Raw genomic sequence first — 24907 nt, 5'->3', positions numbered from 1 at the left:
TTTAATGCTATTTTTGATTGTTTCTGTGCTGATGAATGGCTGCTGTGATGGCAGCTATGGTTTGCCCGCTTACGGCTGACTGAGCAGGTGCTGATGGCGTTCTTACCGGTGCAGCGACGTCTTCATTGCCTGGATAACGCCGGCAGTACCAGGCAATGGCTTTAACACCTGCGATGAGCAGTGCCAGAAAAGCGAACACAAATACCATGCCGGTTAACATTAATGTGGCAGCTTCACCAAGCAAACTAACTAACGAATCCGATGCCATGTCAGAACCTGTTTATATTGTGATGTGAGTATTAAGAATAAGTAACATGTTAAACATGCAGAAACAATGCGACTTCGGCCTTATATTCACCAACAAAAGCAACATTTTGCGATGAAAATCAGACAGAACACCGGACAAACCTGCACATGTGCTATGCATTCAGTGTGGGCGATATTTAAGCAATCGCAAGGTAGAAAAGTCAAAGAGGAAGGTTAAAACGAAAAAAGCCCACCTGATGGTGGGCTTTCCGGTATGGCGCGTGTGGAAGGATTCGAACCTCCGACCGCCTGGTTCGTAGCCAGGTACTCTATCCAGCTGAGCTACACACGCTTTAACTGTACTTTTACGTTTTACCGTAAAAGGTGGTGCTTTTATAAGATGGCGCGTGTGGAAGGATTCGAACCTCCGACCGCCTGGTTCGTAGCCAGGTACTCTATCCAGCTGAGCTACACACGCGCATTAAAACTTATTGTTGGCCACCACGTCCAACCTTGAACAATGGCGGAGAGGGAGGGATTCGAACCCTCGATACCAGTAATAGGTATGGTTCCTTAGCAGGGAACTGGTTTCAGCCACTCACCCACCTCTCCGTAACAGTGGTGCGCATTTTACTGATACTCGTGAGGGAGTCAAACCCTTTTTTCAATAAAATGAATCGTATGCTGCCATTTTAAACAAATCGGATAAAAAGCCCGCTCTGTCATACCTCAGAGTCAAAAAAGGCCGGTTCAACCGGCCTTTTTCTATCGGGATTATTCGGTAACACTGTTACCCGGCTGCCCGCCTTTCTCAGCCTGTATACGCATGTAAATCTCTTCACGATGCACTGATACTTCTTTCGGCGCATTCACACCAATTCGTACCTGATTTCCTTTAACGCCTAATACGGTAACCGTTACATCATCACCGACCATCAGGGTTTCACCTACACGACGAGTCAAAATAAGCATTCGCTTGCTCCTGATCCTTTACAAATGAAAATATCCTTTAACCTTATGTCACTCGCCGGCACGACCCGACGGTAACGACAGTGATTCCGTGTTTTTGTGTCACTCCAAAAACTCACTGATTACCTTACAATCTGGATTATAGCTTATCTGACAAATATGCGTTAACCGAAGCCAATGCACTTGCCAAATTTTCTGGCTGACTACCACCGGCTTGCGCCATGTCTGGTCTGCCACCACCTTTTCCGCCAACCTGTGAGGCAATAAAGTTTACTAATTCGCCTGCTTTCACTTTGCCGGTAAGCTGTTTGGTCACACCAACTATCAAACTGACTTTCGCACCATCAGCCATACCTAGTACTACGATCCCTTCGCCGATTCGGTTTTTAAGATCGTCCATCATTCCACGCAACGCTTTCGACTCAACGCCTTCCAGTTCAGAAATTAACACTTTCACACCGCTAATTTCGATAGCCTGACCCAGCATGTCAGCGCCTTGTTGAGAAGCCAGTTTTTGCTTCGCCGCTGATAATGCCTTCTCAAGCTCTTTCGTTTGCGTTTGCAGTACACCGATACGGTCAACCAGTCCTGATACGTCAGTTTTCAGCAATCCGGCTGCGGTCTGTAATTGAATTTGTTGTTGTTGAACAAACTCAACTGCAGTTGCGCCGGTTATCGCCTCTATGCGACGAACGCCTGATGCGATACCACTTTCTGACACAATCTTAAATAAACCAATATCACCTGTACGTTTGACGTGAGTACCACCGCAAAGTTCAACAGAGAACGGACCCATTGTGACAACGCGTACTTTCTCGTCGTACTTCTCACCGAACAATGCCATCGCACCAGAGGCTTTGGCTTCATCCAGTTCCATTAATTCAGTTTGCAGCGCATGGTTAGCGCGAATTTCTTCATTTACCCGGTTTTCAATTGTCAGCAACTGCTCTGCCGTCACGCCTTCAAAATGGGAGAAGTCAAAACGCAGGCGTTGTGCTTCTACCAAAGAGCCTTTCTGAGTGACATGCTCACCTAAGATTTCTCTCAGCGCAGCATGCAGCAAGTGCGTCGCACTGTGATTTTGCTTCACGGCTTCACGATTGCTGTTGTCGATAGCCGCAGCCGCTTTTTCGCCTTTACGAATTTCACCGACAACCTTACCTTTATGCGCGAATGCATTACCCATTTTCTGGGTATCAGTAACAATAAATTCACCGTTAGCCACTTTAAGCACACCACGGTCGCCGGCCTGACCACCGGATTCGGCATAAAAGGGCGTCTGGTCTAATACCACAACACCTTCCTGTCCGTCGGTGAGCGATTCACAAAACTGATTGTCATAAATAAGTTCGACAACGTTTGCCTCGCCTTCCACATCGGTATAACCGGTGAATGCTGTTTCATGTTCAACTTTCAGCAGGTCATTATAATTGGCACCGAAGTTACTGGCTTTCTGAGCACGGGCACGCTGAGCTTCCATGGCCTTTTCAAAACCGGCTTCGTCAATTTTCACATCGTGTTCGCGGGCAACATCGTTGGTTAGATCAACCGGGAATCCGTAAGTGTCATACAGTTTGAACACCACTTCACCGGGAATCGTATCGCCTTCCAGTGAAGATAACGTGTCATTGAGCATGTTCATGCCCCGTTCAAGAGTCTTACTGAATTGCTCTTCTTCAACCCGCAATACTTTCTCAATAACAGGTTGCTGGTCAGCCAGTTCAGGGTAGAACTCACCCATTTCCTTCACCAGGGCCGCTACCAGTTTGTAGAAGAAAATGTCTTTCGCGCCAAGTTGATAGCCGTGACGTACAGCACGACGAATGATACGGCGCAGAACATAGCCGCGACCTTCGTTGCCCGGCATTACGCCGTCACATACCAGGAAACCGCACGAACGGATGTGGTCAGCCACAACACGTAAAGACTTGTCTTCCAGGTCTTTAGCGCCGGTAATGTCAGCAGTCGCTTTGATCAGGTTCTGGAACAGGTCAATTTCATAGTTGCTGTGCACATTCTGAAGAATGGCAGAAATACGCTCCAGGCCCATACCGGTATCGATAGAAGGCTTAGGCAGCGGCTCCATGGTACCGTCTGCCTGCTTATTGAACTGCATGAAAACCAGGTTCCAGATCTCAATAAACCGGTCACCGTCTTCTTCAGGCGTTCCCGGAGGACCACCCCAGATGTGCTCGCCGTGATCATAGAAAATTTCAGAGCAGGGACCGCAGGGTCCGGTATCACCCATCGACCAGAAGTTATCAGACGTGTTAATCCGGATGATTTTTTCTGCCGGTACGCCAATGTGGTTCTCCCACAAATCAAAGGCTTCATCGTCTTCGGAATAAACGGTTACCAGCAGTTTATCTTTTGGTAATCCAAGCTCAACAGTCAGGAAATTCCAGGCAAAGGAAATGGCGTCTTTTTTGAAGTAATCGCCAAAACTGAAGTTACCCAGCATTTCGAAAAAGGTGTGATGACGGGCGGTATAGCCAACGTTCTCCAGGTCATTGTGCTTACCACCGGCACGGACACAACGTTGTGAAGACACTGCACGGGAGTAGCTGCGCTTTTCTGCGCCAAGGAAAACGTCTTTGAACTGGTTCATCCCCGCGTTGGTGAACAGGAGCGTAGGATCATCTGCAGGTACCAATGAGGAACTCGCCACTGCCTGGTGGCCGTGACTTTTAAAGTAATCGATAAACTTTTGGCGTATGTCAGCAGTTGATAATGTCATTGAAATCCTAACTTCCTACTCTTGTTAACGGTGAACATCGGGAGCACACATTTACTCTGATAAAATGGCTCGTCAGATGCCTGGAATTGTGGTGCACAAGTCACTAAATCGGGCATACGGCCCGCAGGGCGCAAACATATCATGGAACACGCGCCGTTGTTAAGGCATTCGAGGTTAATTTAGTCACCATTTACGGCGTACTGGATGTGTTCCTGAGTAAAGCCCCGGTAATTAAGAAACTGCATTTGCTTTTGTCTGGCTTTGAAGTCCCGCTCCTGCCCTTCGCCAAATTTCTTCTCTTTTACCTTCAGAGCTAATTCAAACCAGTCAATATCGGCTTCGCTCATCGCAGAGGCGATGGTAGTGTCATCGAGTTTATGCTGCGCCAGCTCTCGCTTTATTCTGGCCGGCCCCTGACCTTTCGATACACAGGCGCGGACACGCATTTCGGCGTATCTGGCATTACTTTGAATATCAGCGTCGGCGAATTCCTGCAAAATAGCCGACGACAAACCGGCGTCGAGACCTTTCTGTGTCAGTTTTGTCAGTACCTCCACATGGCTGTGCTCTCGTCGTGCCAGCATGCGCGTAATCGCGTCGATAATGATTTTGCGGTCAGGGTCTGTCATGTTGAAGAATGTTTAATTTAGCTCTAATGTAAACGTACCGGCATTCATGGAAGAGTTCGTCGCAGTACAATGCAGTGACTAACCACGATAAAGCAGTGAATTAAAAACGTGTTTACTGCGAAAGTAAAAATGAAATATACCACATCCTTTATCTCATCGATTAAAGATATTGATTCATCACAGTGGCAGGCACTTGCACGGGATGCAGGTCCTTTTCTGCAATATCCGTTTCTTGCTGCCATGGAAGCATGCCACTGCGTGGGTTCTGATACTGGCTGGCAACCTTATCATTTGAGTGTCCGCGACGGTGATAAACTCGTTGCGGTGATGCCGGGTTACCTGAAAGAAGACAGTTACGGGGAATATGTTTTTGATCACGGCTGGGCACATGCTTACGATCAGCACGGGCTGAATTATTATCCCAAGTGGATAAGTGCAGTGCCTTTTACACCGGTCACCGGCAACAGACTTCTGATATCCCCTGAGTATGAAGAAAGGGACATTCTCCAAGTAGCGGTGCCTGCTCTGAAGGCATTATCAGAACAAGGATGCTCTTCTTCCCATATTCTTTTTTCGCCATACCACGACAGCAAAAGCTGGTATGAACAGGGCTTTGCCCGCCGTTATTCCGTGCAGTTCCAGTGGTACAACTATGGCTATCAGACGTTCAGCGATTTTACCGCTGCACTGACATCAAGAAAGCGTAAAGCCCTGCGTAAGTCACGGGAGAAACTTGAACAGGCCGGTGTTTCGCTGACAAGAATTACCGGTGATGTCCTCACCTCAGAACACATTGAATTTTTCATCCGCTGCTATCAGCAAACTTATTTAAAACGCTCCGGCCATACGGGATATCTGACTCCGGCTTTTTTCCGCCAGATTTTCAGCACCATGGCATCAAATGTTGTGCTGGTCATTGCAGCACAAGAACAGGAACCTGTAGCCAGTGCACTGTTTTTCTATGAAGATAACGGGCTTTACGGGCGCTACTGGGGTGCGATGAAAGAGGTCGACGGCCTGCATTTCGAAACTTGTTACAATCAGGGCATTGCTTTTGCTGTTGAGCGTGGCATACCTTTATTCAACCCCGGCACACAGGGCGAACACAAGATTTTACGGGGCTTTGAGCCCACCTGGTGTGTATCTCTTCACAAATTGTATGATGCAGATTTCCAGCATGCTGTAGAACAATTTTTACAGCAGGAGACGCCACAGATTGCCCGTTACTTTCAACAGGCAGCCACTGTGTTACCTTTCAATGAAGCGATGCAAACAACACTAAAAACAACAAGTACAGCAGTGGTCACTCCGGACGCTGCAACAACAAAAAAGAGAAACGACAATGAAGTATAAATTACTCGCTGCCACCATTGCAGCGGCCTTAAGTTTAACCGGCTGCAGCAAGCCGGAACAAAACACCACAGCCCCATCATCAGAGTCACAGTCTGCCGTACAAAAAGGCAGTGCAGAACTGGGCAGCTTCGGCATCGACCTGACAGCAATGGACAAAGCCGTAAAACCCGGCGACGATTTCTTTTCCTACGCCAGCGGCACCTGGTATAAAAATTATGAACTTCCGGCAGATAAAACCCGCTTCGGTGCATTTAATGCCCTGCGTGACCGCAGCGAAGAACAGGTTAAAGCCATCATAGACGACCTGATGACCAGGAAAGATCTGAAAGCTGAAGAACAGATGGTAAAAGATTTCTACACCGCTTATATGGATGTGGAAGGCATAAATGCGAAAGGTATTGAGCCTGTTTCAGATGTATTGTCTAAAATTCAGGCCATTGATAACCGTCAGGCACTGACAGAGGTGTTCGGGAATGCCTGGTTGTACGGCACAGCAACGCCTCTGCTGGGCAGCATGTGGTACAATCGTCTTGATCCCAACGAGTATCAGGTCAGTGTCAGTGTTGGCGGCCTGGGTCTGCCTGACCGGGACTATTACTTAAGTGATCAGGAACGCTTTGTTGATATTCGTGAAGCATACCTGTCTCATATCGAAAAAATGCTATCGTTTGCCGGTGTTCAGGACGCTGCACAGCAGGCACAACAAATTATGGACCTGGAAACCCGTATTGCTCATGCTCAATGGCCGCGGGAAAAACGCCGGGACCGTGATTTGACATTAAACCAGATTGAAAGAGCGTCTCTTTCCGATGCGTATCCGGGTTTCAACTGGGATACCTTTTTCGCACAAAGTGGCTTAAAAGTACCTGAGCTGAACATCACTACCCCGCAACCCGTTAAAGATGTCATTACCATCATCAACGAAACGGATCTTGCTGTGTGGAAGGCGTATCTGACTTTCCATACTCTGAGTGAAAATGCCTCTCTGCTGCCGGAAGAGATTTATCAGACATCTTTTGAATTCTATAACAAAAAGCTGAATGGTCAGGAAGAACCGGAAGCCCGCTGGAAACGCGCTGTTGCACAAATGTCCGGTACGCAGTCTCTGGGTTTCGCGCTGGGCAAGATTTATGTCGACCGTTACTTCCCCCAGTCTTCGAAAGAGCAAATGTCTGAACTGGTTGAAAACCTTCGCGCAGCGCTGGGCAAGCGCATTGACAACCTGGACTGGATGGGTGAAGAAACGAAAAAAGAAGCGAAAGAAAAACTGGCAGCTTTCCATCCTAAAATCGGCTATCCGGACGAATGGGTAGATTTAAGTGGTCTGGAGATATCTTCAGATAAGCTGGTGCAAAACATTCGTAACCTGCGCAAATTCTTTAACGCTAAAGATGTGGAAGCAGAACTTAAGCCGACTGACCGCGAACGCTGGGGCATGACACCTCAAACGGTGAACGCATATTACAATCCGTCATTTAATGAGATTGTATTCCCTGCTGCAATTCTTCAGCCTCCTTTCTTCGATCCGAATGCAGACCCTGCTGTGAACTATGGTGCTATCGGCGCTGTTATCGGACACGAAATGGGACACGGTTTCGACGATCAGGGCGCCAAGTCAGACGCCAAAGGTATTCAGCGCAACTGGTGGACTGAAGAAGATCTGGCTTCTTTTACTGCCAAAGTTGACCAGTTGGGTGCTCAGTATGATCAGTATGAGCCAATCCCCGGCAACCATGTAAATGGTCGTCTGACCATGGGTGAGAACATTGGTGATGTGGGTGGTTTGTCAATGGCCTATGAAGCCTACAAGCTGAGCCTGAATGGCAAAGAAGCCCCTGTCATCGACGGCTTCACCGGCGATCAACGCTTCTTCCTCGCCTGGGCACAGGTATGGCGTGAGAAACGCACTGAGCAAAGCCTGATTAACCAGCTCCGCTCTGATCCGCACTCTCCGGCCCGATACCGTACACAGGCGCCACGTAATCTGGATATCTGGTATAAAGCTTTCGACGTCCAGCCCGGCGATGCCTTGTATCTTGCACCGGAAGACCGCGTTCAAATCTGGTAACACGCTGACAAACATGCTCCTCCGCACGGGGGAGCAAAATAATCTCCTAATGCGCTCCAAAAAACTATTTTCATTACTCCTTCCTCACACCTGAGAAACCAATTTTTATTAAATACTTTGACACCAAATGCCACCGGTAGCATTATTAACTTATTGTAAATATTGTAAATCAATTAACTTCCCGCAGTCGTAACACGACTCTTTCGGGAATACCGGAGCTTTCATGATATTCCGCCTTACCCTGATCCTGTGTTTTCTGATCCCGCTATCAACCCGCGCTTCTACTGAGCAAGACTGGCGAATTGCGACCGGAATTTTGCAGCAAATACGCTTACCGGACATTCCGGATAAACAGTTTGTTGTGGAAGACTCACCTTCAATCAGAAAGGCCGCCAGACAAACCATTCAGCAAGCTATCGACAAAGCAGCGGCTGCCGGTGGTGGTATTGTTCATATTCCGGAGGGTATCTGGCATGTTGACGGGCCTTTGCACCTGAAAAGTAAAATCAATCTGCATCTCGGGAAAAACGCCACACTACTCTTTTCAGCTACGCCCTCTGAATTTCTCCCGGTTGTGAAAACACGCTGGGAAGGAACGGAAGTATTTACTTACTCACCAATGATTTACGCTGCCAATGTGGAAGATGTGGCTATCACGGGTGAAGGCACAATAGATGGCAATGCAAACTCTGCTTTTATCAACTGGTACGAAAAGCAAAATACTGACATGCATGCGCTGAGAAGAATGGGTTTTGACAGTGTTCCTGTGCAACAAAGGCAATTCGGTGAAGGGCATTTTCTTCGCCCCCCGCTTATCCAGTTTTTCCATGCCAAACGTGTTCTGCTGGAAGACTACACGGCCAAAAACTCCCCCTTCTGGGTTAATCATCTGGTATACACCTCTCATGCAACGGTTCGCAGGGTGAAAGTAGACAGCCACCTGTACAATAACGACGGACTGGACATTGAATCCAGCCAGTTTGTACTGGCAGAAAACAATCATTTCCGCACTGGTGATGACGGCATTGTAATCAAGTCCGGCCGCGATGCGGATGGCCGTAACATAGGTATTCCAAGTACTGATATTGTAGTAAGAAATAATGATCTTGGTGGCGAAGACGGCATTGGTCTGGGGTCGGAAATGTCCGGTGGTATCAAACGGGTATTCTTTGAGAATAATACCCTCCACGAAGGAGATTCGGCTTACCGTTTCAAAAGCAACTTATATCGAGGCGGACGTGTTGAAATGATACGGATCCGCGGGAGTAAAGTCGCCTCGTTTAAACATCTTTTCTGGTTCCAGCTCAATTACCCGAGCAATCTGCACGGTAATTTTCCGGCAACTTACACTGACATCATCATTGAAGATATGACCGTAGAGAATGTGGGCACCGTACTTGAAATCCATGCTCCGGATGCAGCCCCTGTTCACGACGTGACCTTCCGGAATATCCGTATCAAAAAGGCTGACATCCCTCTGATCCTGGAAAACGCAGAAAATATTCACTTTGAGAATGTGCAGATTGGCAACCAGTTCTGGAACGGTAAATTCTCTGCGTTGAAGGATGCGGAAGCGGTGAAAGATTAGTTAACTATTTTGTAATCGCGATCACATTTTTATTGACAATATCATTAACAAGTCTGTAACGTTATGCCCAGTTTGCCACCGGTGGCAAATTTAACACTGTCCAGTTCACACATGCACTTTCATTTATAAATATGTGTGAACATGGCTGTCATACCCTACGACACCCATTGTTGATTTCGTGCCGCTGTTAAGCACCCTACAACAATGCAGGACGAACTGAGCAGAGGAACACCATGAATAAAAACCGTTTCCGTAAAAACCCTGTATTCAGCGCGATGATTGTTGCGCTGAGCTGTTCTACTTCTTCCCTGGCATTTGCACAGGAAGTACAAACTGAAGATACCACAGCAGAAGATTATGAAATTATTGAAGTCAGCGGCTTTCGTGGCGCGCTGAACCGTGCGTTGTTTGAAAAACGCAGTGCTGTGACTTCAAAAGAAACCATACTCAGTGAAGACATTGGTAAATTTCCGGACCTGAATATTGCAGAGTCATTGCAACGGGTACCGGGTGTGGCAATTTCCCGCGAAGGGGGTGAAGGTCGCCAGATTACACTGCGCGGCTTAGGTCCTGACTTCACCCGTACCACGTTAAATGGAATGGAAGTCCCGTCGAGTACCGACGGAACCGATTCCGGTGGTGGTGTAAACGGTGGCCGTGCTTTTGACTTCAACGTCTTTGCCTCTGAATTATTTAACCGGGTAGACATTCAGAAAACCTCGTCTGCATCTACGGAAGAAGGCGGTATTGCTGGTACTGTCGACCTGTATTCCGCGAAACCTTTCTCTAATCCGGGCTTTCACGTAGCTGCGTCAGGTCAGGCCGGCTATAACGATGTTACGGAAGAAGTCGATCCGCGTATGGTCTTTATGATCAGCAACACCTTTGCTGACGACACCATCGGCGCACTGTTTTCCGTTGCCAAATCACAGCGTACCGTCCGCCAGGAAGGTTTCGGCACCGTCCGTTGGACCACGCCGGTAAGGGACGGTGGTGGTATTTATACCGACACCGGGAATACAACCATCAACGGTACAATCAATACCGGTCCCTGTGAGGCTGACGGCGAAGCTGTCGATCCGGTAAACTGTTTATGGACACCCCGCCTGCCCCGCTATGATTTCTTCGGTAACAATCAGGACCGTCTGGGCATAACCGGGTCATTACAATTTGCTGTCGGAGATGCAGGTACAATCACTTTCGACACCTTGCACTCCACGCTGGAGAACCAGCGTACCATGTACAACAACTTTGAAATGTTCCGCAGCACATTCAGTGATATCACACCGGTGTCACTGACAGTTGATGAAAGCGGTAAGCAGGTTGTTGCCGGTACCTTTGACAATATGACATCACGGGTAGAGAGTCGTCAGCAATTGTCAGAAACCGACTTCAGCCAGTATGTACTGAGTGGTGAATTCTATTTATCTGATGAACTGAAAATGAATGCTATGGCCGGTACCGCTAAATCAGACGCCCGTTCTGAACAGTACCGCTATAACATGACGAACCTGACACCCCATACGTTCAGTTTTGATTTCAGTGGCAATGCCAATGTACCGGTAATGGATTACGGTTACGATATCACCGACGCCAGCCTGTACGATTTATCTGATGGCCGGTTACGGGCCACTGACGTTGAACGCAAGAACGACACCGCGAAAGTCGACTTTATCTATACCAATGACAGTGTAGAAATCAAAATGGGTATGGCCTGGAACGACCGCACCGTCGCCTACAGTGAGGAGCAAATTAACGGCTTCCCTGATCAGGACTCGGCGGTCGGATTTGCAGAACTCATCCCTTACGACGACTTTGGTAACGGATTTGACGGAGAATTGAATCGCTTTATTGTAGCTGACTTTGGTGCCATCGAGTCTCAGCTGCTGGATAAAACCTGGACTCCCCGCACAGAGCAAAGCTGGGAAGTTGGCGAAGAAACACTGGGTGGTTACCTAGAGTTTAATTCTGAGTACGATATCGCTGACATGAGCTTACGCACTAACTTCGGTATGCGTTATGTGAAAACCACGTCCACGGCCTCGGGCTACATTCAGCTGGATGAAGTCACGGTTGAGAACGACTATGACAATTTCCTGCCGTCGATGAACCTGTCTTTGTCGGTGACTGAAGATGTCATTGCCCGTCTGGGTTTATCACGCACTATGACCCGTCCGAGCCTCAGTTCGCTGAACCCGGGTAATCCTTCATTTTCTTACGTAAACGGTACTGTCAGTTCCGGTAACCCGTATCTGGATCCATTCACGTCTAACAACGTTGATTTGGGGCTTGAATGGTACTTTGCGGAAGAGTCTTTACTGGCAGCTAACTATTTCTATAAAGATATAGAAACGTTTATTACCTCAGCAACGGAAGAGCGTCTGGTTGATGCGGTATATCTGCCGTTTATTGATTCTGATCCGCAGTACGATCCAGCACTGGCCCTCGACCCGCGTACTGTGCCGTATACACATACCTCACCAGTGAACGGTGAAGGCACTACAGTGAATGGTTTTGAGATTATTTATCAGCAGCCTTTCCGTTTTCTGCCGGCTCCGTTTGACGGTTTAGGCACGGTGATGAACTATACCCGTGTGTCAGCAGGTGAAATTACCGGACTGTCAAAAAATACCTATAATGCAACTCTCTACTATGAGCGCGAAGATTACGGTATCCGGCTGTCGCTGAACAAACGTGATGACTACATTACGGATTACAGCGGCAGTAACGGTAACGCGGAAGAAGCCACTACCGGCCCGACATACGTTGATTTATCTGCTTATTACAATTACAACGAGAACCTCACATTTACCATCGAAGGCATTAATCTCACTGATGAATATGAGCGTTTGTTTACCACCGGTGACGGTTCACAAAACCTTATCCGTGAATACAACCATACAGGTACTCAGATTTTCCTGGGGGCCAGATACACCATGTAATTGCAGCTGTGCCGGATAAATATCCGGCTCGGTCTGACTACGACTAAAACTAAAAAAGGCTTCCCCCCGGGAAGCCTTTTTCAGTATTACTGAACGTTAGTTAATTCAGTTACACGCTTGCAAGATGTTGGGTAGCTGAACCGCTACCCTCAGCCTTTCCCGGCTGATTCACCATTTCAACAGCTTTCGCCAGTGCCTCTTTACGTGTTGCACATACTGTCACACCACTTTGGTGCGCATTAATATTATTCAGTACCGTGTTAACCGCTTCAACAGCACCGCACATCAGTACCTGACGGCCAGCTGCCTTTGCATCAGAAGTAATGGTCTCAACGGCCATGGCAGCGGAAACATCCATGGCAGGTACACGACTGAAATCGAGGATCAGAGCACTCGAACCGCCTTTAACTTTTTCGCGGACATGATGCCCTAAGTCTGCGGCAGCGCCAAAGCTCAGAGGACCGCCGAAACTGAAGATCTGCACCTTGCCATTCGTCTGCTTGAGCAGCGCATCTTCTTCCGGATCCTGAAGTGTGTCAGGGATTTTCTTCACTTCATCTAACTGCAGTTGTGCAACCTGCTTAACATAGGCCAGTGCAGCCAGAACAACACCCACACCCACTGCCGTAATCAAATCGACAAATACAGTCAGGCCCAGTACCAGCAGCATCAGCGCGAAGTCCCAGCGAGGGCCGGTATGGGCACGCTTCAGGTAACTCCAGTCAATAATATCAAGACCTACCTTCACCAGAATGCCAGCCAGAACAGCATGAGGGATCTTAGCCGCAAGAGGGCTCAGACCCAGCACAATAGCCAGTAACACAAGTGCGTGAACCATGCCTGATAAACGGTCTTTACCACCGCTGCGGATATTCACCACAGTACGCATGGTTGCACCGGCACCGGCAATACCACCAATCAAACCGGCAATCGTGTTACCCACACCCTGCCCGATCAGTTCTTTATTACTGTCGTGACGGGTACGGGTCATGTTATCAGCGACCAGCGAAGTCAATAATGAGTCGATAGCACCCAGAATGGCCAGAATGAAGGCAGCCTCGAACACCAGCAGCGCCTTAGACTGGTCGAATACCGGCATGTGCAACTCAGGCAATCCTGTAGGAATGTCACCTAATACCGGGGTTTCCAGAGACAAACTCACCAGTGTGCCGATGATAAGGGCAGCCAGCGCGCCGGGTACAATTTTGCCAAGTTTGGCAGGCCACTTATAGGCAATAATAAGCGTGCCCAATCCCAAACCCAGGGTCACAAAATCGATATCAGCAAGAGCGGTAGGCAGATAGATTAATGCGCCCATTGTACCGCCCGGAGGCTCATGGCCCATTAACCGTCCCAGTTGCAGGATGATGATGATCGCACCGATGCCTGACATAAAACCGGAAATGACCGGGTAAGGCACAAGCCGGATATACTGACCAACCCCGGTGAAGCCCATTATGATTTGCAACAAACCGGCAAGCATAACAGCGGTAAATATGAGGCCTAAGTCTCCCGACAGAGATGCAAACAGACCAGCCAGAACCACAACCATCGGACCTGTCGGACCGGAAATTTGCGAAGGTGTACCACCCAGCAAAGCTGCAAAGAAGCCAACGGCAATCGCACCGTATAAACCCGCCATCGGACCTACGCCCGACGCAACACCTAGCGCCAGCGCGAGAGGTAGAGCAACAATACCTGCCGTTAACCCGCCGGTAAGATCACCACGTACATTATTAAATAAGCCTTTCATGGGTTATTCTCCCTTGCTGTCTTTCTTACCGAAAGGCTTACCGCCGTAAACCTCTTGTAACAGTCTGAATTCTTCAGCTTTTTCGTCATAGCAAAGTACATTGCCTGACTCTATGTCGTACACCCAGCCATGCAATTGCACCTGCTTAGTGGCAATTTTAGCTGCAACGGCAGGATGGGTTCTGATGTGCTGTATTTGTTGTAACACGTTTTCTTTAGTGACTTCATCAAGGTAATCAGCTGTCAGCTTTCCGTGTTTTTCTTTCACCACTTCTGTGGCACAGCGACAGTGACTCAACCAGTCTTTTACATGCGGCAGGGCGTCTAACTTTTCAGGTGCCAGTGCGCCTTTCATTGCACCGCAGTCTGAGTGCCCGCAAATGATGATATGGCTTACGCCCAGAGCCGCCACGGCAAACTCGATCGACGCTGTCATACCACCAGTATGATTTGAATGCGGCGGCACAATGTTGCCCGCGTTACGGCAGATAAAGAGGTCACCCGGGCCGGTTTGAGTCACGAGGTTGGGATCGATTCTCGAATCAGCGCAGGTGATGAACAGGACTTCAGGATTTTGGCCGTTTGCCAGTTTCTGAAAAACTTCTTTGTTTTTCGGAAAGACTTCTTTTTGAAACTTGGCAACGCCGGAAATGACATGATCCATGATAATTACCTCATATTAACATATTGTTATCATTGTTTTCTAAAGAAAGTTTTAACTGATAGCTTCATAGAAAAACACCGCATCTCGCGATAGATAAAAACTATCAGTATGAGATAAGTATCAATTATGCAGTCAGATGAACGATATCGCATTTAGCGGAGGTAAAGCAAAGGGGCCAAATTGCCGCCCCTTTTTAAAAGGCCGGTACGGAAGTACCGGCAGGTTGGGAAAGGTAAGTTACCTAGTGTTGAAACTGAATCGTTTCAACTGTGATATTTTTACTGTCAGCCTGATTAAGATAGTCTTTCACCAGCTCTTTTACGTCAAAGGCTACAGATTTACTCTTGGAGAAATCCAGTACAACTTTTGAGTTACCGGGAATAGAGTTCAGCTTTTTCAGAATGCTTGGTTTGTTGAAGAAAGACACTTCTTCGGCCATAACAATGTGGTGCGTTTTGCTGCCACCTTCGTCTTCGTTCACTGTTTCAGTGAACTGGTACGAGTTGCGGTAGCTGTGTTTAAGCGTAAAGAAAACACTCACACCCAGACCAACAACAACACCGGTCAGCAAATCTGTGAACAACATTACGCCAATGGTAATGATAAACGGCAGGAACTGCTCCCAACCCGTTTTGTACATGACTTTGAACATAGCAGGCTTAGCCAGCTTGTAACCCACAGTAATCAGAATGGCTGCCAGAGAAGCCAGCGGGATCTGATTCAGCATAGACGCAGCGGCAAATACAGCAATCAACAGAAACACACCGTGCAGAATGGCTGAAACTTTCGTTTTACCACCAAACGCAATGTTCGCAGAACTGCGTACAATTACCTGAGTGATTGGCAGACCACCAACCAGACCAGACACGATGTTACCGATACCCTGCGCTTTCAGTTCGCGGTTTGTGGGTGTGGTATTTTTCTGCGGGTCCAGTTTATCAGTCGCTTCAACACAAAGCAGTGTCTCGATACTGGCAACCGCCGCCATAACCAGCGCAATGGTGAAAACATCAATGTTCAGCATCTCTGAAAAGGCCGGAAACGCCATTTCTGCCTTGAACGCCTCGAAGCTGTCGATAACCGGTAAACTTACCAGTTGATCAGCCTGCAGAGGCATACCAGCCTGAGCCAGCATGATTGAAGCTACGATACCCAGTAACACAACGACAATCGGTCCCTGAATCAGCTGGAAAATTTTATGTGCCTTTGTAAGGTACTTATCCCAAATCACCAGCAGCGCAAGAGACACTGCCGAAATGGCAATAGCAGCCGGAGACATCATAGAAACCGCGTGCTCAATAGCAGAGAACGTATTCTCACCGTTAACCTGATTAAAAGCTTCTTCGCCCAGAAAATCAGAGTGCCAGCCGAACAGGTATGGCAATTGTTTAAGCACGATAAGCAAACCGATACCGGCAAGCATACCTGTGATAACTGACGTCGGGAAAAAGTACGCGACAAATCCGGCACGCATGAAGCCCAGAATTAACTGGAACACACCCGCCAGAACCACAGCACAAAGGAATAACTCCCAGCTTCCCAGGGTACCGATGGCATCAAAAACGATAACAGCAAGACCCGCCGCCGGACCACTCACACCAAGGCGAGAACCACTGGCCAGACCTACGATAATACCACCGATGATTCCGGCGATTACGCCGGAAAATAACGGTGCGCCGGATGCCAGGGCGATACCCAGGCACAACGGCAGAGCTACAAAGAAAACGACAATACTGGCAGGTAAGTCGCTTTTAATTTCTTTGAACGATAAATCAAGTTTCATAGGCTATCCTTATGCGCCTGCTACCAGAGTGCGCTCAGCATAGGCCTGTTCCATTTCCTTAAACGTTTCCGTTTTCGGGTCATAACAATGGATCATGCCGGTTTCAATGTCGTAAACCCAACCGTGAAGCTGAACGGCTTTCGTAGCCAGCTTCGCAGCAACAGCAGGGTGAGTACGTAAGTGTTGTAACTGCTGTAACACGTTTTCTTTGGTTACTTCGCCAAGCTGATCGGCAGTCAGTTCGCCGTGCTTTTCTTTCACAACTTCAGTGGCACAACGGCAGTGACCCAGCCATTCTTTAACATGTGGCAGGCTGTCCAGTTTCTCAGGCGCCAGTGCACCTTTCATTGCGCCACAGTCTGTGTGACCGCATACAACAATGTGCGTTACGCCCAGGGCAGCAACAGCAAATTCGATAGAAGCAGTCATGCCACCGGTTTGATTGCTGTGTGGAGGTACAATGTTGCCGGCATTACGGCAGATAAACAGTTCACCCGGGTCTGTTTGGGTAACCAGGTTAGGATCGATACGGGAATCGGCACAAGTGATGAACAACACTTCCGGATTCTGACCGTTAGCTAATTTTTGGAAAGTTTCCTTTTTCTCAGGATAAACATCACGCTGGAATTTAGCTACGCCAGAGATTACGTGGTCCATTTAATACTCCTAAATTAAATTGAATAAAATACTGCTACATTCAGATACTATTAAGATTGACTGATAGCTTTATAGAATTATAGAGTAAATGGAGATAGACATGAGCTATCAGAGACAGCGGATTTTAATCGAGTTAGCAGGACTACACCATGTTATTCAACGGCAAAACCCCATCGTTGAACCAGATCAGGTACTTCGTCACCGTCGCAAAACACCTCAATTTTCGCAGGGCGGCAAATATTTTAGGGATCAGTCAGCCCACTTTAACCAGCCAGATCAGTGCGCTGGAAAACACATTGGGTCTGATTTTATTCGAACGTTCCCGATCAGGCACGCTGTTATCAGCACAGGGGAAGTCGTTACTTGAATACGCAGAAGCTGTGCTTCAGTCGACGATGCAGTTCGGTGAGATGGCACGATCACTTGCCCAGGGCGAATCCACAACCTACCGGTTGGGGATCCCGCCGACGCTGGGCCCTTACCTGCTGCCCCATATTTTGCCGGACATTCATCGTCTGCGTCCCGGGCTGAAATTCTATGTCCGCGAAGCAGCACCCAAACAGTTGCTGCAAGGCCTGCTGACCGGCGAATTTGACATCACTTTGTCTCCCATGTCGAACCGTGACTCTCAAATTCAGGTTCAGCCTTTGTTTATAGAACCGCTGAAATTTGTATTGCCTGCGGACCACCCGATGTCCGGCAGGCAATTTATTGAACCGGAAGAAATTAGGGGCCAGAAAATTATGGCACTGGAAGACCGGCATCACTTTCACTATCAGGTACAGGAAATTTGTACTCAACTGGGCGCGAATGTGGACCGCGACTATGAGGGGACGAGCCTTGATACCTTGCGGCAGATGGTGGTTATGGGCATGGGAATGGCTTTTATGCCCGGACTCTATGTTCATTCTGAGTTGCATAACCCGGAAGCCCTTCATGTGTGTGAACTCGCTGATATGCCGGTAGTACGTCAGCACATGCTGGCATGGCGGAACACCTCCCCTGCCCGCGCTACGTTCAGAGAACTGGCGAGTCTGATGCGAAGTGTGATCAGCGACCGGCTGGCCACAGCGGTGTCTGTCACTGATATTTCCCCGTCCTGAGCAAGGTAAACCATTAGCCGGATATTGTGGCAGCTTCACCGCTGCCTTTCACAATCTATGAATTTAAGTGATACATTTAGCAAAACCAGTGAAATTTGCTCATTCCCGCTATGTTAGATCGTCAACACCTCAAAATTATTGCTGCCATTCATGACTACGGCACGCTCACAGAAGCCGCCGGACATCTGCATCTGACCCAGTCTGCACTGAGTCATAGTATGAAAAAGCTGGAACAGCACAGCGGTGCGCCGCTATGGGAAAAAGATGGCAGACGACTGCGACTGACAGATGCGGGCAATGCAGTACTTAATCTTGCCCACCGGCTGTTACCCCAGTTTGAGCACACAGAAGAGCAGCTGCGTCAGATCGCCTCGGGTAAACAAGGCGTGCTGCGCATCGGAATGGAATGCCATCCCTGCTATCAATGGCTCCTGAAGGTCGTCAAACCGTTTCTGGCGGATTACCCGGGGGTAGATGTAGACGTACGTCAAAAGTTTACGTTCGGCGGCCTGCAGGCGCTGCACGGCTATGATATTGATCTGCTTTTAACACCTGACCCTCTTCACCTGCCCTCTCTGCAATACGAGCCGGTATTCGGCTATGAGCAGGTGCTGGTAATGAGCCGCGACCACAGACTGGCAGCCAGTGAATGGGTACCGCCACAAGCGCTGGCAGAAGAAACCTTACTGACCTATCCGGTAGAGCCTTCCAGACTGGACATCTTTTCACACTTTCTGACGCCTGCGGGCTGTACAGTGAAAAAGCACAAAACCATTGAAACCACTGAAATCATGTTGCAAATGATCAGTGCCGGCCGGGGCATCGGTGCACTGCCTAAATGGCTGATTGAAGAGCAGGACGGCAGCTTAAACCTTACAACTGTCAGGCCGGGAAAAAACGGTATCGCCAAGTCACTGCACATGGGGTTCAGAAAGAGTGATGCTGATGCACCGTTTATCAGAGCCTTTATCGGACTCGCCAGAGCGTTAGGTACGCCCTGAGCAGGGGCAGCATGCCAATTAAAAAGAAACTGACAGATACGCTTTAAACGGCTGGCAGTTGCGGCGTTTCACCCGGGCGGCACAGCAATACCTGACAATGATGTTGGGTCAACGCCGTTCCCATATCTGAAAGCCAACTGTGATAATCATCTTCGCAGGCACAAAACACGGCTTTTATATCGTGTTTTTTCACCAGAGAAAGCAGCTCACTGGCGTAACGCAGTTCAACACCCAGTATAAAGGTGCGGTGATGCCAGGGCTCTTCATTCATAAAATAAGCCAGATGAAACGCAGGATTTTGCTGAATTCTGGTCGCCAGCTGGTATGACGGATAGTCAGTTCCTGCCACCACCACCGCCGCTACGGGTTGCGCTCTGAAACGGCTGAAAATACGTCGGATGTTAATCATTCATCGATAAAGCTTAACCGGTAGCACTTTACCCTCCGGCTTTGCTGGTTTAAGGTTATACAGTAGAAATATAATAAATTAATTCTTTTGCAGAACCAAAGCAGTTTGCCACTGACAACGGGTTCATGCTTTGCATTTTCAGGCTCAGGACCGGCGCACATACGCCTTTATTACTTAATCAGAGCCCTCACTATGAACAAAAAAATTTACTGTCTGACAGCCATTCTCAGCTTAATGGCGGCCGATGCGATAAGCTGTCAGTTCCATGAGCCGACGGAAAATAATATTCCTCAGTTTCCGCCGCTGAAGCCTGCGTTGCATCCGGTCATGTTGCAGCATTTCAGTCCGCCGGTACAGGCCCCTATCCAGGTTTCGCTGTCAGTGTCTAATGATGCCTTTAACCGCGCCAACCTGTTACTGAGCTATGAAGTCCACCCTGATTATCATAATGTGAAAGCTGACATTATTGCCGGCAAAGGCGTAAGAATAATGGGAAGAGACAGTCTTTATCTCACCCGCCTGAAAGAAGACAAGCAAATTCAGTATCGCAGTGGCAGCGGCGACGATAAACGGGTAAGAGTGCGCATTTCTGCAGTGCGTAACGGTGTGCCTGTTATTGTAGAAAAAAGAATTGATTTGACGACATAAAAAACGGTGCCGGAGCACCGTTTTTCAATGATTTTTGAACAGACCCGGCGTTCAGTTTTTTACCCACTGCAATAACAAATTATTGGCCGGCATTTCATGGATGTTCTCCAGCGTGAGTGCCGGCGCCCATGCCTGCAATTCCTGTATATCCCGGTAACCGCCATAGCCACTGGCTATCAGATGCTGATGAAACTCTCTGTTACTCTCGCTGCTGAATGCACCGTTGTCGGTAAACGGGCCATACTGGCAAAATACTGCACCTTGCGGCAGTGATTCAGACAGGCTCTGCATCATCATTTTAATTTCGGCTTTCTGCATAATATGAGCAGTATTCGCTGAATAAACACCGTCATATTCAGAAAAAGGCAACCTGTCTTTGCCCACGGTCAGGTTAAGCGGAGGTAACAGATTTTCAGACGGGTACGCAGCTATCCATTTCAGTACCCCTTCGTGATACCGGGGCTGATCGCTGGTCTGCCATATCAGGTGAGGTAACAAGGGTGCAAAGTGCACCGCATGCTGTCCAGTGCCACTACCCACCTCAAGCACACGCTTACATTGACTCAGGGCCACTTCCAAAATGGCAGAAATGGGCCCTTTGTTATTTTCGCATGCCTGTGAGAAAGGCAGTTCATCAGTCATAAGGGACTCCGGCTGTCAGGCGGGTTAATCATCCAGATTCGGCGCTAACCATTTTTCAGCTTCTTCTGTGCTCCAGCCTTTGCGCTGTGCGTAATCTTCAAGCTGATCACGCTGGATTTTTGCCACAGCGAAATATTTGGATTCAGGGTGCGAGAAATACCAGCCTGATACTGCTGCTCCCGGCCACATAGCGTAACTTTCTGTCAGCTTCATGGTGGTATGCGCTTCGGCATCGAGCAAATCCCAAATTAGCTGCTTCTCAGTGTGTTCAGGACAGGCTGCATAACCGGGCGCAGGACGGATCCCCTGATACTTCTCGCGGATGAGCGCATCGTTGTCGAAATGCTCATCAGGCGCAAAGCCCCAGTAGTCTTTTCTCACCTGCTCGTGCAGATATTCGGCAAACGCTTCTGCCAAACGGTCAGCCACAGCTTTCACCATGATAGCGTTGTAATCGTCTCCGGCTTTATTGTAGGACTCAGCGAGTTCATCTTCACCGATCCCGCCGGTAACAGCGAACGCACCGATGTAGTCAGCAATACCACTTTGCTTCTCAGCAACGAAGTCTGCCAGACAATAATTCGCAAACTTGTCTTTTAACGTTTGCTGACGCAAGTGACGGGACACGCCCAGCACGGCATCGCGGTTATCATCCCGATAAATTTCAATGTCGTCGCCAACCCGGTTAGCAGGGAATAAACCAATTACTCCTTTTGCCTGCAGACTGCCATCAGCAATGACTTTATCCAGCATTTTATTGGCATCGGCATACAGTTCTTTCGCCTGCTCTCCCACCACTTCATCATCAAGAATGCGGGGGAATTTACCGGCCAGTGACCAGGTCAAAAAGAACGGTGTCCAGTCGATATAATCTCTTAATGTCGCCAAATCGACGGACACAGGTGTTACGCCCGGCGTTTTGGGCTTTACAGGCAGAACAGAAAAATCCGGCTTATACGCATTTGCCCGTGCTTCTGCCAGCGTAACCGGCTTACTGCGGGGTTGTTTCCGGGCATGCTGGGCCCGTACTTTTCCATATTCGTCTGACAGCTCTTTTTCAAAGACTTTGCGGGACTCAGGGTTAATCAGCTTCTGGCACACACCCACGGCGCGGCTTGCATTAGGTACATAAGCGACCGGATGGCTGTAGTTTTGCTCAATTTTCACCGCAGTATGGGCTTTGGATGTCGTCGCACCGCCTATAAGCAGTGGTAAATCTAACCCCAGGCGCTCCATTTCTTTAGCCACGTGTACCATTTCGTCCAGCGACGGGGTTATAAGACCGGATAACCCGATCATATCCACGTTTTCGTCTTTGGCCACCTGCAAAATCGTAGCGCAGGGCACCATGACGCCCAAATCTACTACTTCGAAATTGTTGCATTGCAGTACTACGCCGACGATGTTCTTGCCGATATCGTGCACGTCGCCTTTAACGGTGGCCATCAGGATTTTACCGTTACTCGATGACTTGCCGTCCTTTTCTGCTTCGATAAACGGTTGCAGGTGAGCAACCGCTTTTTTCATCACCCGGGCAGACTTCACCACCTGAGGAAGGAACATTTTACCTTCACCGAACAGGTCGCCGACCACGTTCATGCCGTCCATTAACGGCCCTTCAATCACATGAAGGGGACGTTCAGCCGCCAGCCGGGCTTCTTCAGTATCTTCAATGATGTAATCGGTGATACCTTTGACCAGCGCATGTTCAAGCCGCTTGTTCACCGGCTGCTCACGCCAGGTGAGATCTTCTGCCGCCGCGGCTTTGCCATCCCCCTGATATTTGGGTGCGATGTCCAGCAGACGCTCCGTGCCGTCTTCCCGACGGTTCAGGATCACATCTTCCACTGCTTCACGGAGTTCTTCTGGGATCTGATCATACACTTCCAGCTGACCGGCATTCACAATGCCCATATCCATACCCGCGCGGATAGCGTGATACAAAAACACCGAGTGCATGGCTTCACGTACCGGGTTATTGCCCCGGAACGAGAATGAAATATTTGATAGTCCACCGCTGATATGTGCGTAAGGACAAGTCTGACGGATTACACGGGTGGCCTCGATAAAGTCCACCGCATAATTGTTATGTTCTTCAATGCCCGTCGCGACAGCAAAAATATTCGGGTCGAAAATGATATCTTCCGGCGGGAATCCGACTTCTTCGGTGAGCACCTTATAGCTGCGCTGACAAATCTCAATTTTGCGCGCTTTGGTATCGGCCTGGCCGGTTTCATCAAACGCCATGACCACCGTTGCGGCACCGTAGCGCTTGATCAGTTTAGCCTGATGAACAAACTGCTCTTTTCCCTCTTTCAGGCTGATTGAGTTCACAATCGCCTTTCCCTGAACGCACTTGAGTCCGGTTTCAATGACTTCCCACTTTGAAGAGTCAATCATAATCGGAACACGGCAAATATCAGGTTCTGAAGCAATGAGGTTCAAAAACGTACGCATGGCCTCAACAGAATCTAACATGGCTTCGTCCATGTTGATGTCTATCACCTGCGCACCGTTTTCCACCTGCTGGCGGGCTACATCGAGGGCCTTCTCGTACTCAGCATTTAAAATTAAGCGTTTGAATACGGCCGATCCGGTAACGTTTGTCCGTTCACCGACATTAATAAAGGTTGAAAACTCTGCTGTCACAATAACACCTTAGTGAACAAAAGGTTCTAGCCCGGAAAGGCGCATTTTAGGTTCAAAAACCGGCACGGTACGTGGTTTCACGTCTTTTACCGCTTCTGCCATGGCACGGATATGTTCAGGTGTACTGCCGCAACAACCACCTACCACATTCACCAGACCGGACTCTGCCCATTCTTTAATGTGTGCTGCCATTTCTTCTGCGCCCAAATCATATTCACCAAACTCATTGGGTAAACCGGCATTGGGGTGAGCCGAGACCAGGCATTCAGAAATATTACTGATTTCTTCAACGTACTGACGAAGTAAATCCGGACCCAGTGCACAGTTGAGGCCCATGGAAACCGGCGATACATGACGCATGGAATAGTAAAAGGCTTCAGCAGTTTGTCCTGACAAGGTTCTGCCCGATGCATCGGTAATGGTACCTGATACCATCACCGGTGCGCGCTCACCACGTTTCTCAAATACGGTTTCTACCGCGAATACTGCCGCTTTGGCATTCAGGGTATCAAAGATAGTTTCTATTAAGATGATATCTGAACCACCATCTAACAGCGCTTCTGTGGACTCGATGTAGGCTTCTACCAGCTCATCAAAGGTTACATTCCGCTTGCCGGGGTCGTTAACATCTGGTGATATCGATGCTGTGCGGTTTGTGGGACCGAGGACCCCTGCCACATACCGGGGCTTATCCGGTGTTTTTGCAGTAAACTCATCACAGGCTTTACGGGCCAGCTTAGCAGCAGCAAGGTTAATGTCTTTCGACTGCGCTTCCATGTCGTAGTCAGCCATGGCGATGGTGGTAGCATTGAACGTATTGGTTTCAATGATATCTGCACCGGCTTCAAGATAAGCACAATGGATATTATAAATAATGTCCGGCTGAGTAATCGCCAGCAAATCGTTATTGCCTTTTAAATCGCAATGCCAGTTAGCAAATGCCTCACCACGATAATCGGCTTCTTCCAGTTTATGCTCCTGAATCATAGTACCCATGGCACCGTCCAGAATCAAAACGCGTTTTGCCGCTGCATCCAGAAGTTGTTGTTTTGTACCTGATGTCACTT

General features: G+C 48.6%; 19 protein-coding genes and 3 tRNA genes. 7 read left to right on the top strand and 15 right to left on the bottom strand.

Going from position 1 to position 24907, the window contains the following annotated elements:
* Positions 1–7: 7 nt before the first annotated feature.
* The 7 genes from ACXAG2_RS08605 to ACXAG2_RS08575 form a co-directional block, all read right to left on the bottom strand.
* On the bottom strand, positions 8–268 hold the full coding sequence (locus ACXAG2_RS08605; RefSeq protein ID WP_474844690.1) for an OadG family protein: 261 nt from the start codon (positions 266–268) through the stop codon (positions 8–10).
* Between the two features lie 253 nt (positions 269–521).
* Positions 522–598: transfer RNA gene (locus tag ACXAG2_RS08600), tRNA-Arg, on the bottom strand.
* A gap of 49 nt (positions 599–647) precedes the next feature.
* Positions 648–724, bottom strand: a tRNA-Arg gene (locus tag ACXAG2_RS08595).
* 43 nt (positions 725–767) lie between these two features.
* Positions 768–858 (bottom strand) — tRNA-Ser (locus tag ACXAG2_RS08590).
* A gap of 162 nt (positions 859–1020) precedes the next feature.
* The gene (csrA, locus tag ACXAG2_RS08585; protein ID WP_119500605.1) at positions 1021–1218 is read right to left on the bottom strand and encodes a carbon storage regulator CsrA; all 198 of its coding nucleotides are present in this window, start codon (positions 1216–1218) and stop codon (positions 1021–1023) included.
* A gap of 136 nt (positions 1219–1354) precedes the next feature.
* Positions 1355–3952 (bottom strand): alanine--tRNA ligase, encoded by a 2598-nt coding sequence (gene alaS, locus ACXAG2_RS08580; RefSeq protein WP_474866006.1) that lies wholly within the window; start codon positions 3950–3952, stop codon positions 1355–1357.
* A 179-nt stretch (positions 3953–4131) separates the two neighbouring features.
* A complete protein-coding gene (locus ACXAG2_RS08575) occupies positions 4132–4581 on the bottom strand; it encodes a regulatory protein RecX (protein ID WP_474866004.1) in 450 nt (149 codons plus the stop codon).
* A gap of 129 nt (positions 4582–4710) precedes the next feature.
* Here ACXAG2_RS08575 and ACXAG2_RS08570 point away from each other — a divergent pair, with 129 nt between their 5' ends.
* The 4 genes from ACXAG2_RS08570 (at position 4711) to ACXAG2_RS08555 (ending at position 12532) form a co-directional block, all read left to right on the top strand.
* The gene (locus tag ACXAG2_RS08570) at positions 4711–5934 is read left to right on the top strand and encodes a GNAT family N-acetyltransferase (RefSeq protein WP_474866002.1); all 1224 of its coding nucleotides are present in this window, start codon (positions 4711–4713) and stop codon (positions 5932–5934) included.
* A complete protein-coding gene (locus ACXAG2_RS08565) occupies positions 5924–8002 on the top strand; it encodes a M13 family metallopeptidase (protein ID WP_474866000.1) in 2079 nt (692 codons plus the stop codon). The genes ACXAG2_RS08570 and ACXAG2_RS08565 overlap by 11 nt, the downstream gene beginning before the upstream one ends.
* A gap of 223 nt (positions 8003–8225) precedes the next feature.
* Positions 8226–9590 (top strand): glycoside hydrolase family 28 protein, encoded by a 1365-nt coding sequence (locus ACXAG2_RS08560; protein WP_474865998.1) that lies wholly within the window; start codon positions 8226–8228, stop codon positions 9588–9590.
* A gap of 233 nt (positions 9591–9823) precedes the next feature.
* A complete protein-coding gene (locus ACXAG2_RS08555; RefSeq protein ID WP_474865996.1) occupies positions 9824–12532 on the top strand; it encodes a TonB-dependent receptor in 2709 nt (902 codons plus the stop codon).
* A 109-nt stretch (positions 12533–12641) separates the two neighbouring features.
* On the opposite strand, the gene ACXAG2_RS08550 is transcribed toward ACXAG2_RS08555, so the two are convergent.
* From ACXAG2_RS08550 to ACXAG2_RS08535, 4 genes are all read right to left on the bottom strand, one after another.
* Entirely contained in the window at positions 12642–14285 is a 1644-nt protein-coding gene (locus ACXAG2_RS08550; protein ID WP_474865994.1) for a SulP family inorganic anion transporter, read from the bottom strand.
* Between the two features lie 3 nt (positions 14286–14288).
* Positions 14289–14948 carry a carbonic anhydrase gene (locus ACXAG2_RS08545; RefSeq protein ID WP_474865991.1) on the bottom strand — a complete coding sequence of 220 codons (660 nt, stop codon included), beginning with the start codon at positions 14946–14948 and terminating at the stop codon, positions 14289–14291.
* Positions 14949–15189: 241 nt separating this feature from the next.
* Positions 15190–16731 carry a SulP family inorganic anion transporter gene (locus tag ACXAG2_RS08540; protein WP_474865988.1) on the bottom strand — a complete coding sequence of 514 codons (1542 nt, stop codon included), beginning with the start codon at positions 16729–16731 and terminating at the stop codon, positions 15190–15192.
* A 9-nt stretch (positions 16732–16740) separates the two neighbouring features.
* Positions 16741–17388: a carbonic anhydrase gene (locus ACXAG2_RS08535; protein ID WP_303574352.1), complete on the bottom strand. Its 648-nt coding sequence runs from the start codon at positions 17386–17388 to the stop codon at positions 16741–16743.
* A gap of 149 nt (positions 17389–17537) precedes the next feature.
* Between ACXAG2_RS08535 and ACXAG2_RS08530 the strand changes: the two genes are divergently transcribed.
* Together ACXAG2_RS08530 and ACXAG2_RS08525 are read left to right on the top strand one after the other, a co-directional pair.
* Complete coding sequence (locus tag ACXAG2_RS08530) at positions 17538–18491, top strand: hydrogen peroxide-inducible genes activator (RefSeq protein ID WP_119500596.1); 954 nt, start codon at positions 17538–17540, stop codon at positions 18489–18491.
* Between the two features lie 110 nt (positions 18492–18601).
* Entirely contained in the window at positions 18602–19492 is an 891-nt protein-coding gene (locus ACXAG2_RS08525) for a LysR family transcriptional regulator (protein ID WP_474844681.1), read from the top strand.
* A 43-nt stretch (positions 19493–19535) separates the two neighbouring features.
* Here the strand turns inward: ACXAG2_RS08525 and ACXAG2_RS08520 are convergent, their stop codons facing one another.
* On the bottom strand, positions 19536–19901 hold the full coding sequence (locus ACXAG2_RS08520; protein ID WP_474844680.1) for a hypothetical protein: 366 nt from the start codon (positions 19899–19901) through the stop codon (positions 19536–19538).
* 192 nt (positions 19902–20093) lie between these two features.
* On the opposite strand from ACXAG2_RS08520, the gene ACXAG2_RS08515 reads away from it, so the two are divergent.
* Complete coding sequence (locus tag ACXAG2_RS08515) at positions 20094–20549, top strand: hypothetical protein (protein ID WP_303574355.1); 456 nt, start codon at positions 20094–20096, stop codon at positions 20547–20549.
* A 51-nt stretch (positions 20550–20600) separates the two neighbouring features.
* On the opposite strand, the gene ACXAG2_RS08510 is transcribed toward ACXAG2_RS08515, so the two are convergent.
* From ACXAG2_RS08510 to ACXAG2_RS08500, 3 genes are read right to left on the bottom strand one after another with little or no spacing between them, the layout of a single operon-like run.
* Positions 20601–21191 (bottom strand): DUF938 domain-containing protein, encoded by a 591-nt coding sequence (locus tag ACXAG2_RS08510; protein ID WP_474851055.1) that lies wholly within the window; start codon positions 21189–21191, stop codon positions 20601–20603.
* Positions 21192–21215: 24 nt separating this feature from the next.
* Positions 21216–23840 (bottom strand): methionine synthase, encoded by a 2625-nt coding sequence (gene metH / locus ACXAG2_RS08505; protein ID WP_474865985.1) that lies wholly within the window; start codon positions 23838–23840, stop codon positions 21216–21218.
* A gap of 9 nt (positions 23841–23849) precedes the next feature.
* Complete coding sequence (locus ACXAG2_RS08500) at positions 23850–24905, bottom strand: homocysteine S-methyltransferase family protein (RefSeq protein ID WP_474865983.1); 1056 nt, start codon at positions 24903–24905, stop codon at positions 23850–23852.
* Between the last annotated feature and the right edge of the window lie 2 nt (positions 24906–24907).

The organism is Alteromonas sp. ABH4_456 (assembly GCF_056160645.1).
Note: the sequence above shows the minus strand (reverse complement) of the source record. Positions and strands in the feature narration are given on the sequence as shown.

Bases quoted from the DNA above. Each gene is read 5' to 3' on its own strand.
- ACXAG2_RS08525 (WP_474844681.1), top strand. From the start codon at position 18,602: ATGTTAGATCGTCAACACCTCAAAATTATTGCTGCCATTCATGACTAC.
- ACXAG2_RS08555 (WP_474865996.1), top strand. From the start codon at position 9,824: ATGAATAAAAACCGTTTCCGTAAAAACCCTGTATTCAGCGCGATGATT.
- alaS (WP_474866006.1), bottom strand. From the start codon at position 3,952: ATGACATTATCAACTGCTGACATACGCCAAAAGTTTATCGATTACTTT.
- ACXAG2_RS08515 (WP_303574355.1), top strand. From the start codon at position 20,094: ATGAACAAAAAAATTTACTGTCTGACAGCCATTCTCAGCTTAATGGCG.
- ACXAG2_RS08565 (WP_474866000.1), top strand. From the start codon at position 5,924: ATGAAGTATAAATTACTCGCTGCCACCATTGCAGCGGCCTTAAGTTTA.
- ACXAG2_RS08540 (WP_474865988.1), bottom strand. From the start codon at position 16,731: ATGAAACTTGATTTATCGTTCAAAGAAATTAAAAGCGACTTACCTGCC.
- ACXAG2_RS08520 (WP_474844680.1), bottom strand. From the start codon at position 19,901: ATGATTAACATCCGACGTATTTTCAGCCGTTTCAGAGCGCAACCCGTA.
- ACXAG2_RS08560 (WP_474865998.1), top strand. From the start codon at position 8,226: ATGATATTCCGCCTTACCCTGATCCTGTGTTTTCTGATCCCGCTATCA.
- ACXAG2_RS08575 (WP_474866004.1), bottom strand. From the start codon at position 4,581: ATGACAGACCCTGACCGCAAAATCATTATCGACGCGATTACGCGCATG.
- ACXAG2_RS08570 (WP_474866002.1), top strand. From the start codon at position 4,711: ATGAAATATACCACATCCTTTATCTCATCGATTAAAGATATTGATTCA.
- ACXAG2_RS08530 (WP_119500596.1), top strand. From the start codon at position 17,538: ATGTTATTCAACGGCAAAACCCCATCGTTGAACCAGATCAGGTACTTC.
- ACXAG2_RS08535 (WP_303574352.1), bottom strand. From the start codon at position 17,388: ATGGACCACGTAATCTCTGGCGTAGCTAAATTCCAGCGTGATGTTTAT.
- ACXAG2_RS08605 (WP_474844690.1), bottom strand. From the start codon at position 268: ATGGCATCGGATTCGTTAGTTAGTTTGCTTGGTGAAGCTGCCACATTA.
- csrA (WP_119500605.1), bottom strand. From the start codon at position 1,218: ATGCTTATTTTGACTCGTCGTGTAGGTGAAACCCTGATGGTCGGTGAT.
- ACXAG2_RS08545 (WP_474865991.1), bottom strand. From the start codon at position 14,948: ATGGATCATGTCATTTCCGGCGTTGCCAAGTTTCAAAAAGAAGTCTTT.
- ACXAG2_RS08550 (WP_474865994.1), bottom strand. From the start codon at position 14,285: ATGAAAGGCTTATTTAATAATGTACGTGGTGATCTTACCGGCGGGTTA.
- ACXAG2_RS08510 (WP_474851055.1), bottom strand. From the start codon at position 21,191: ATGACTGATGAACTGCCTTTCTCACAGGCATGCGAAAATAACAAAGGG.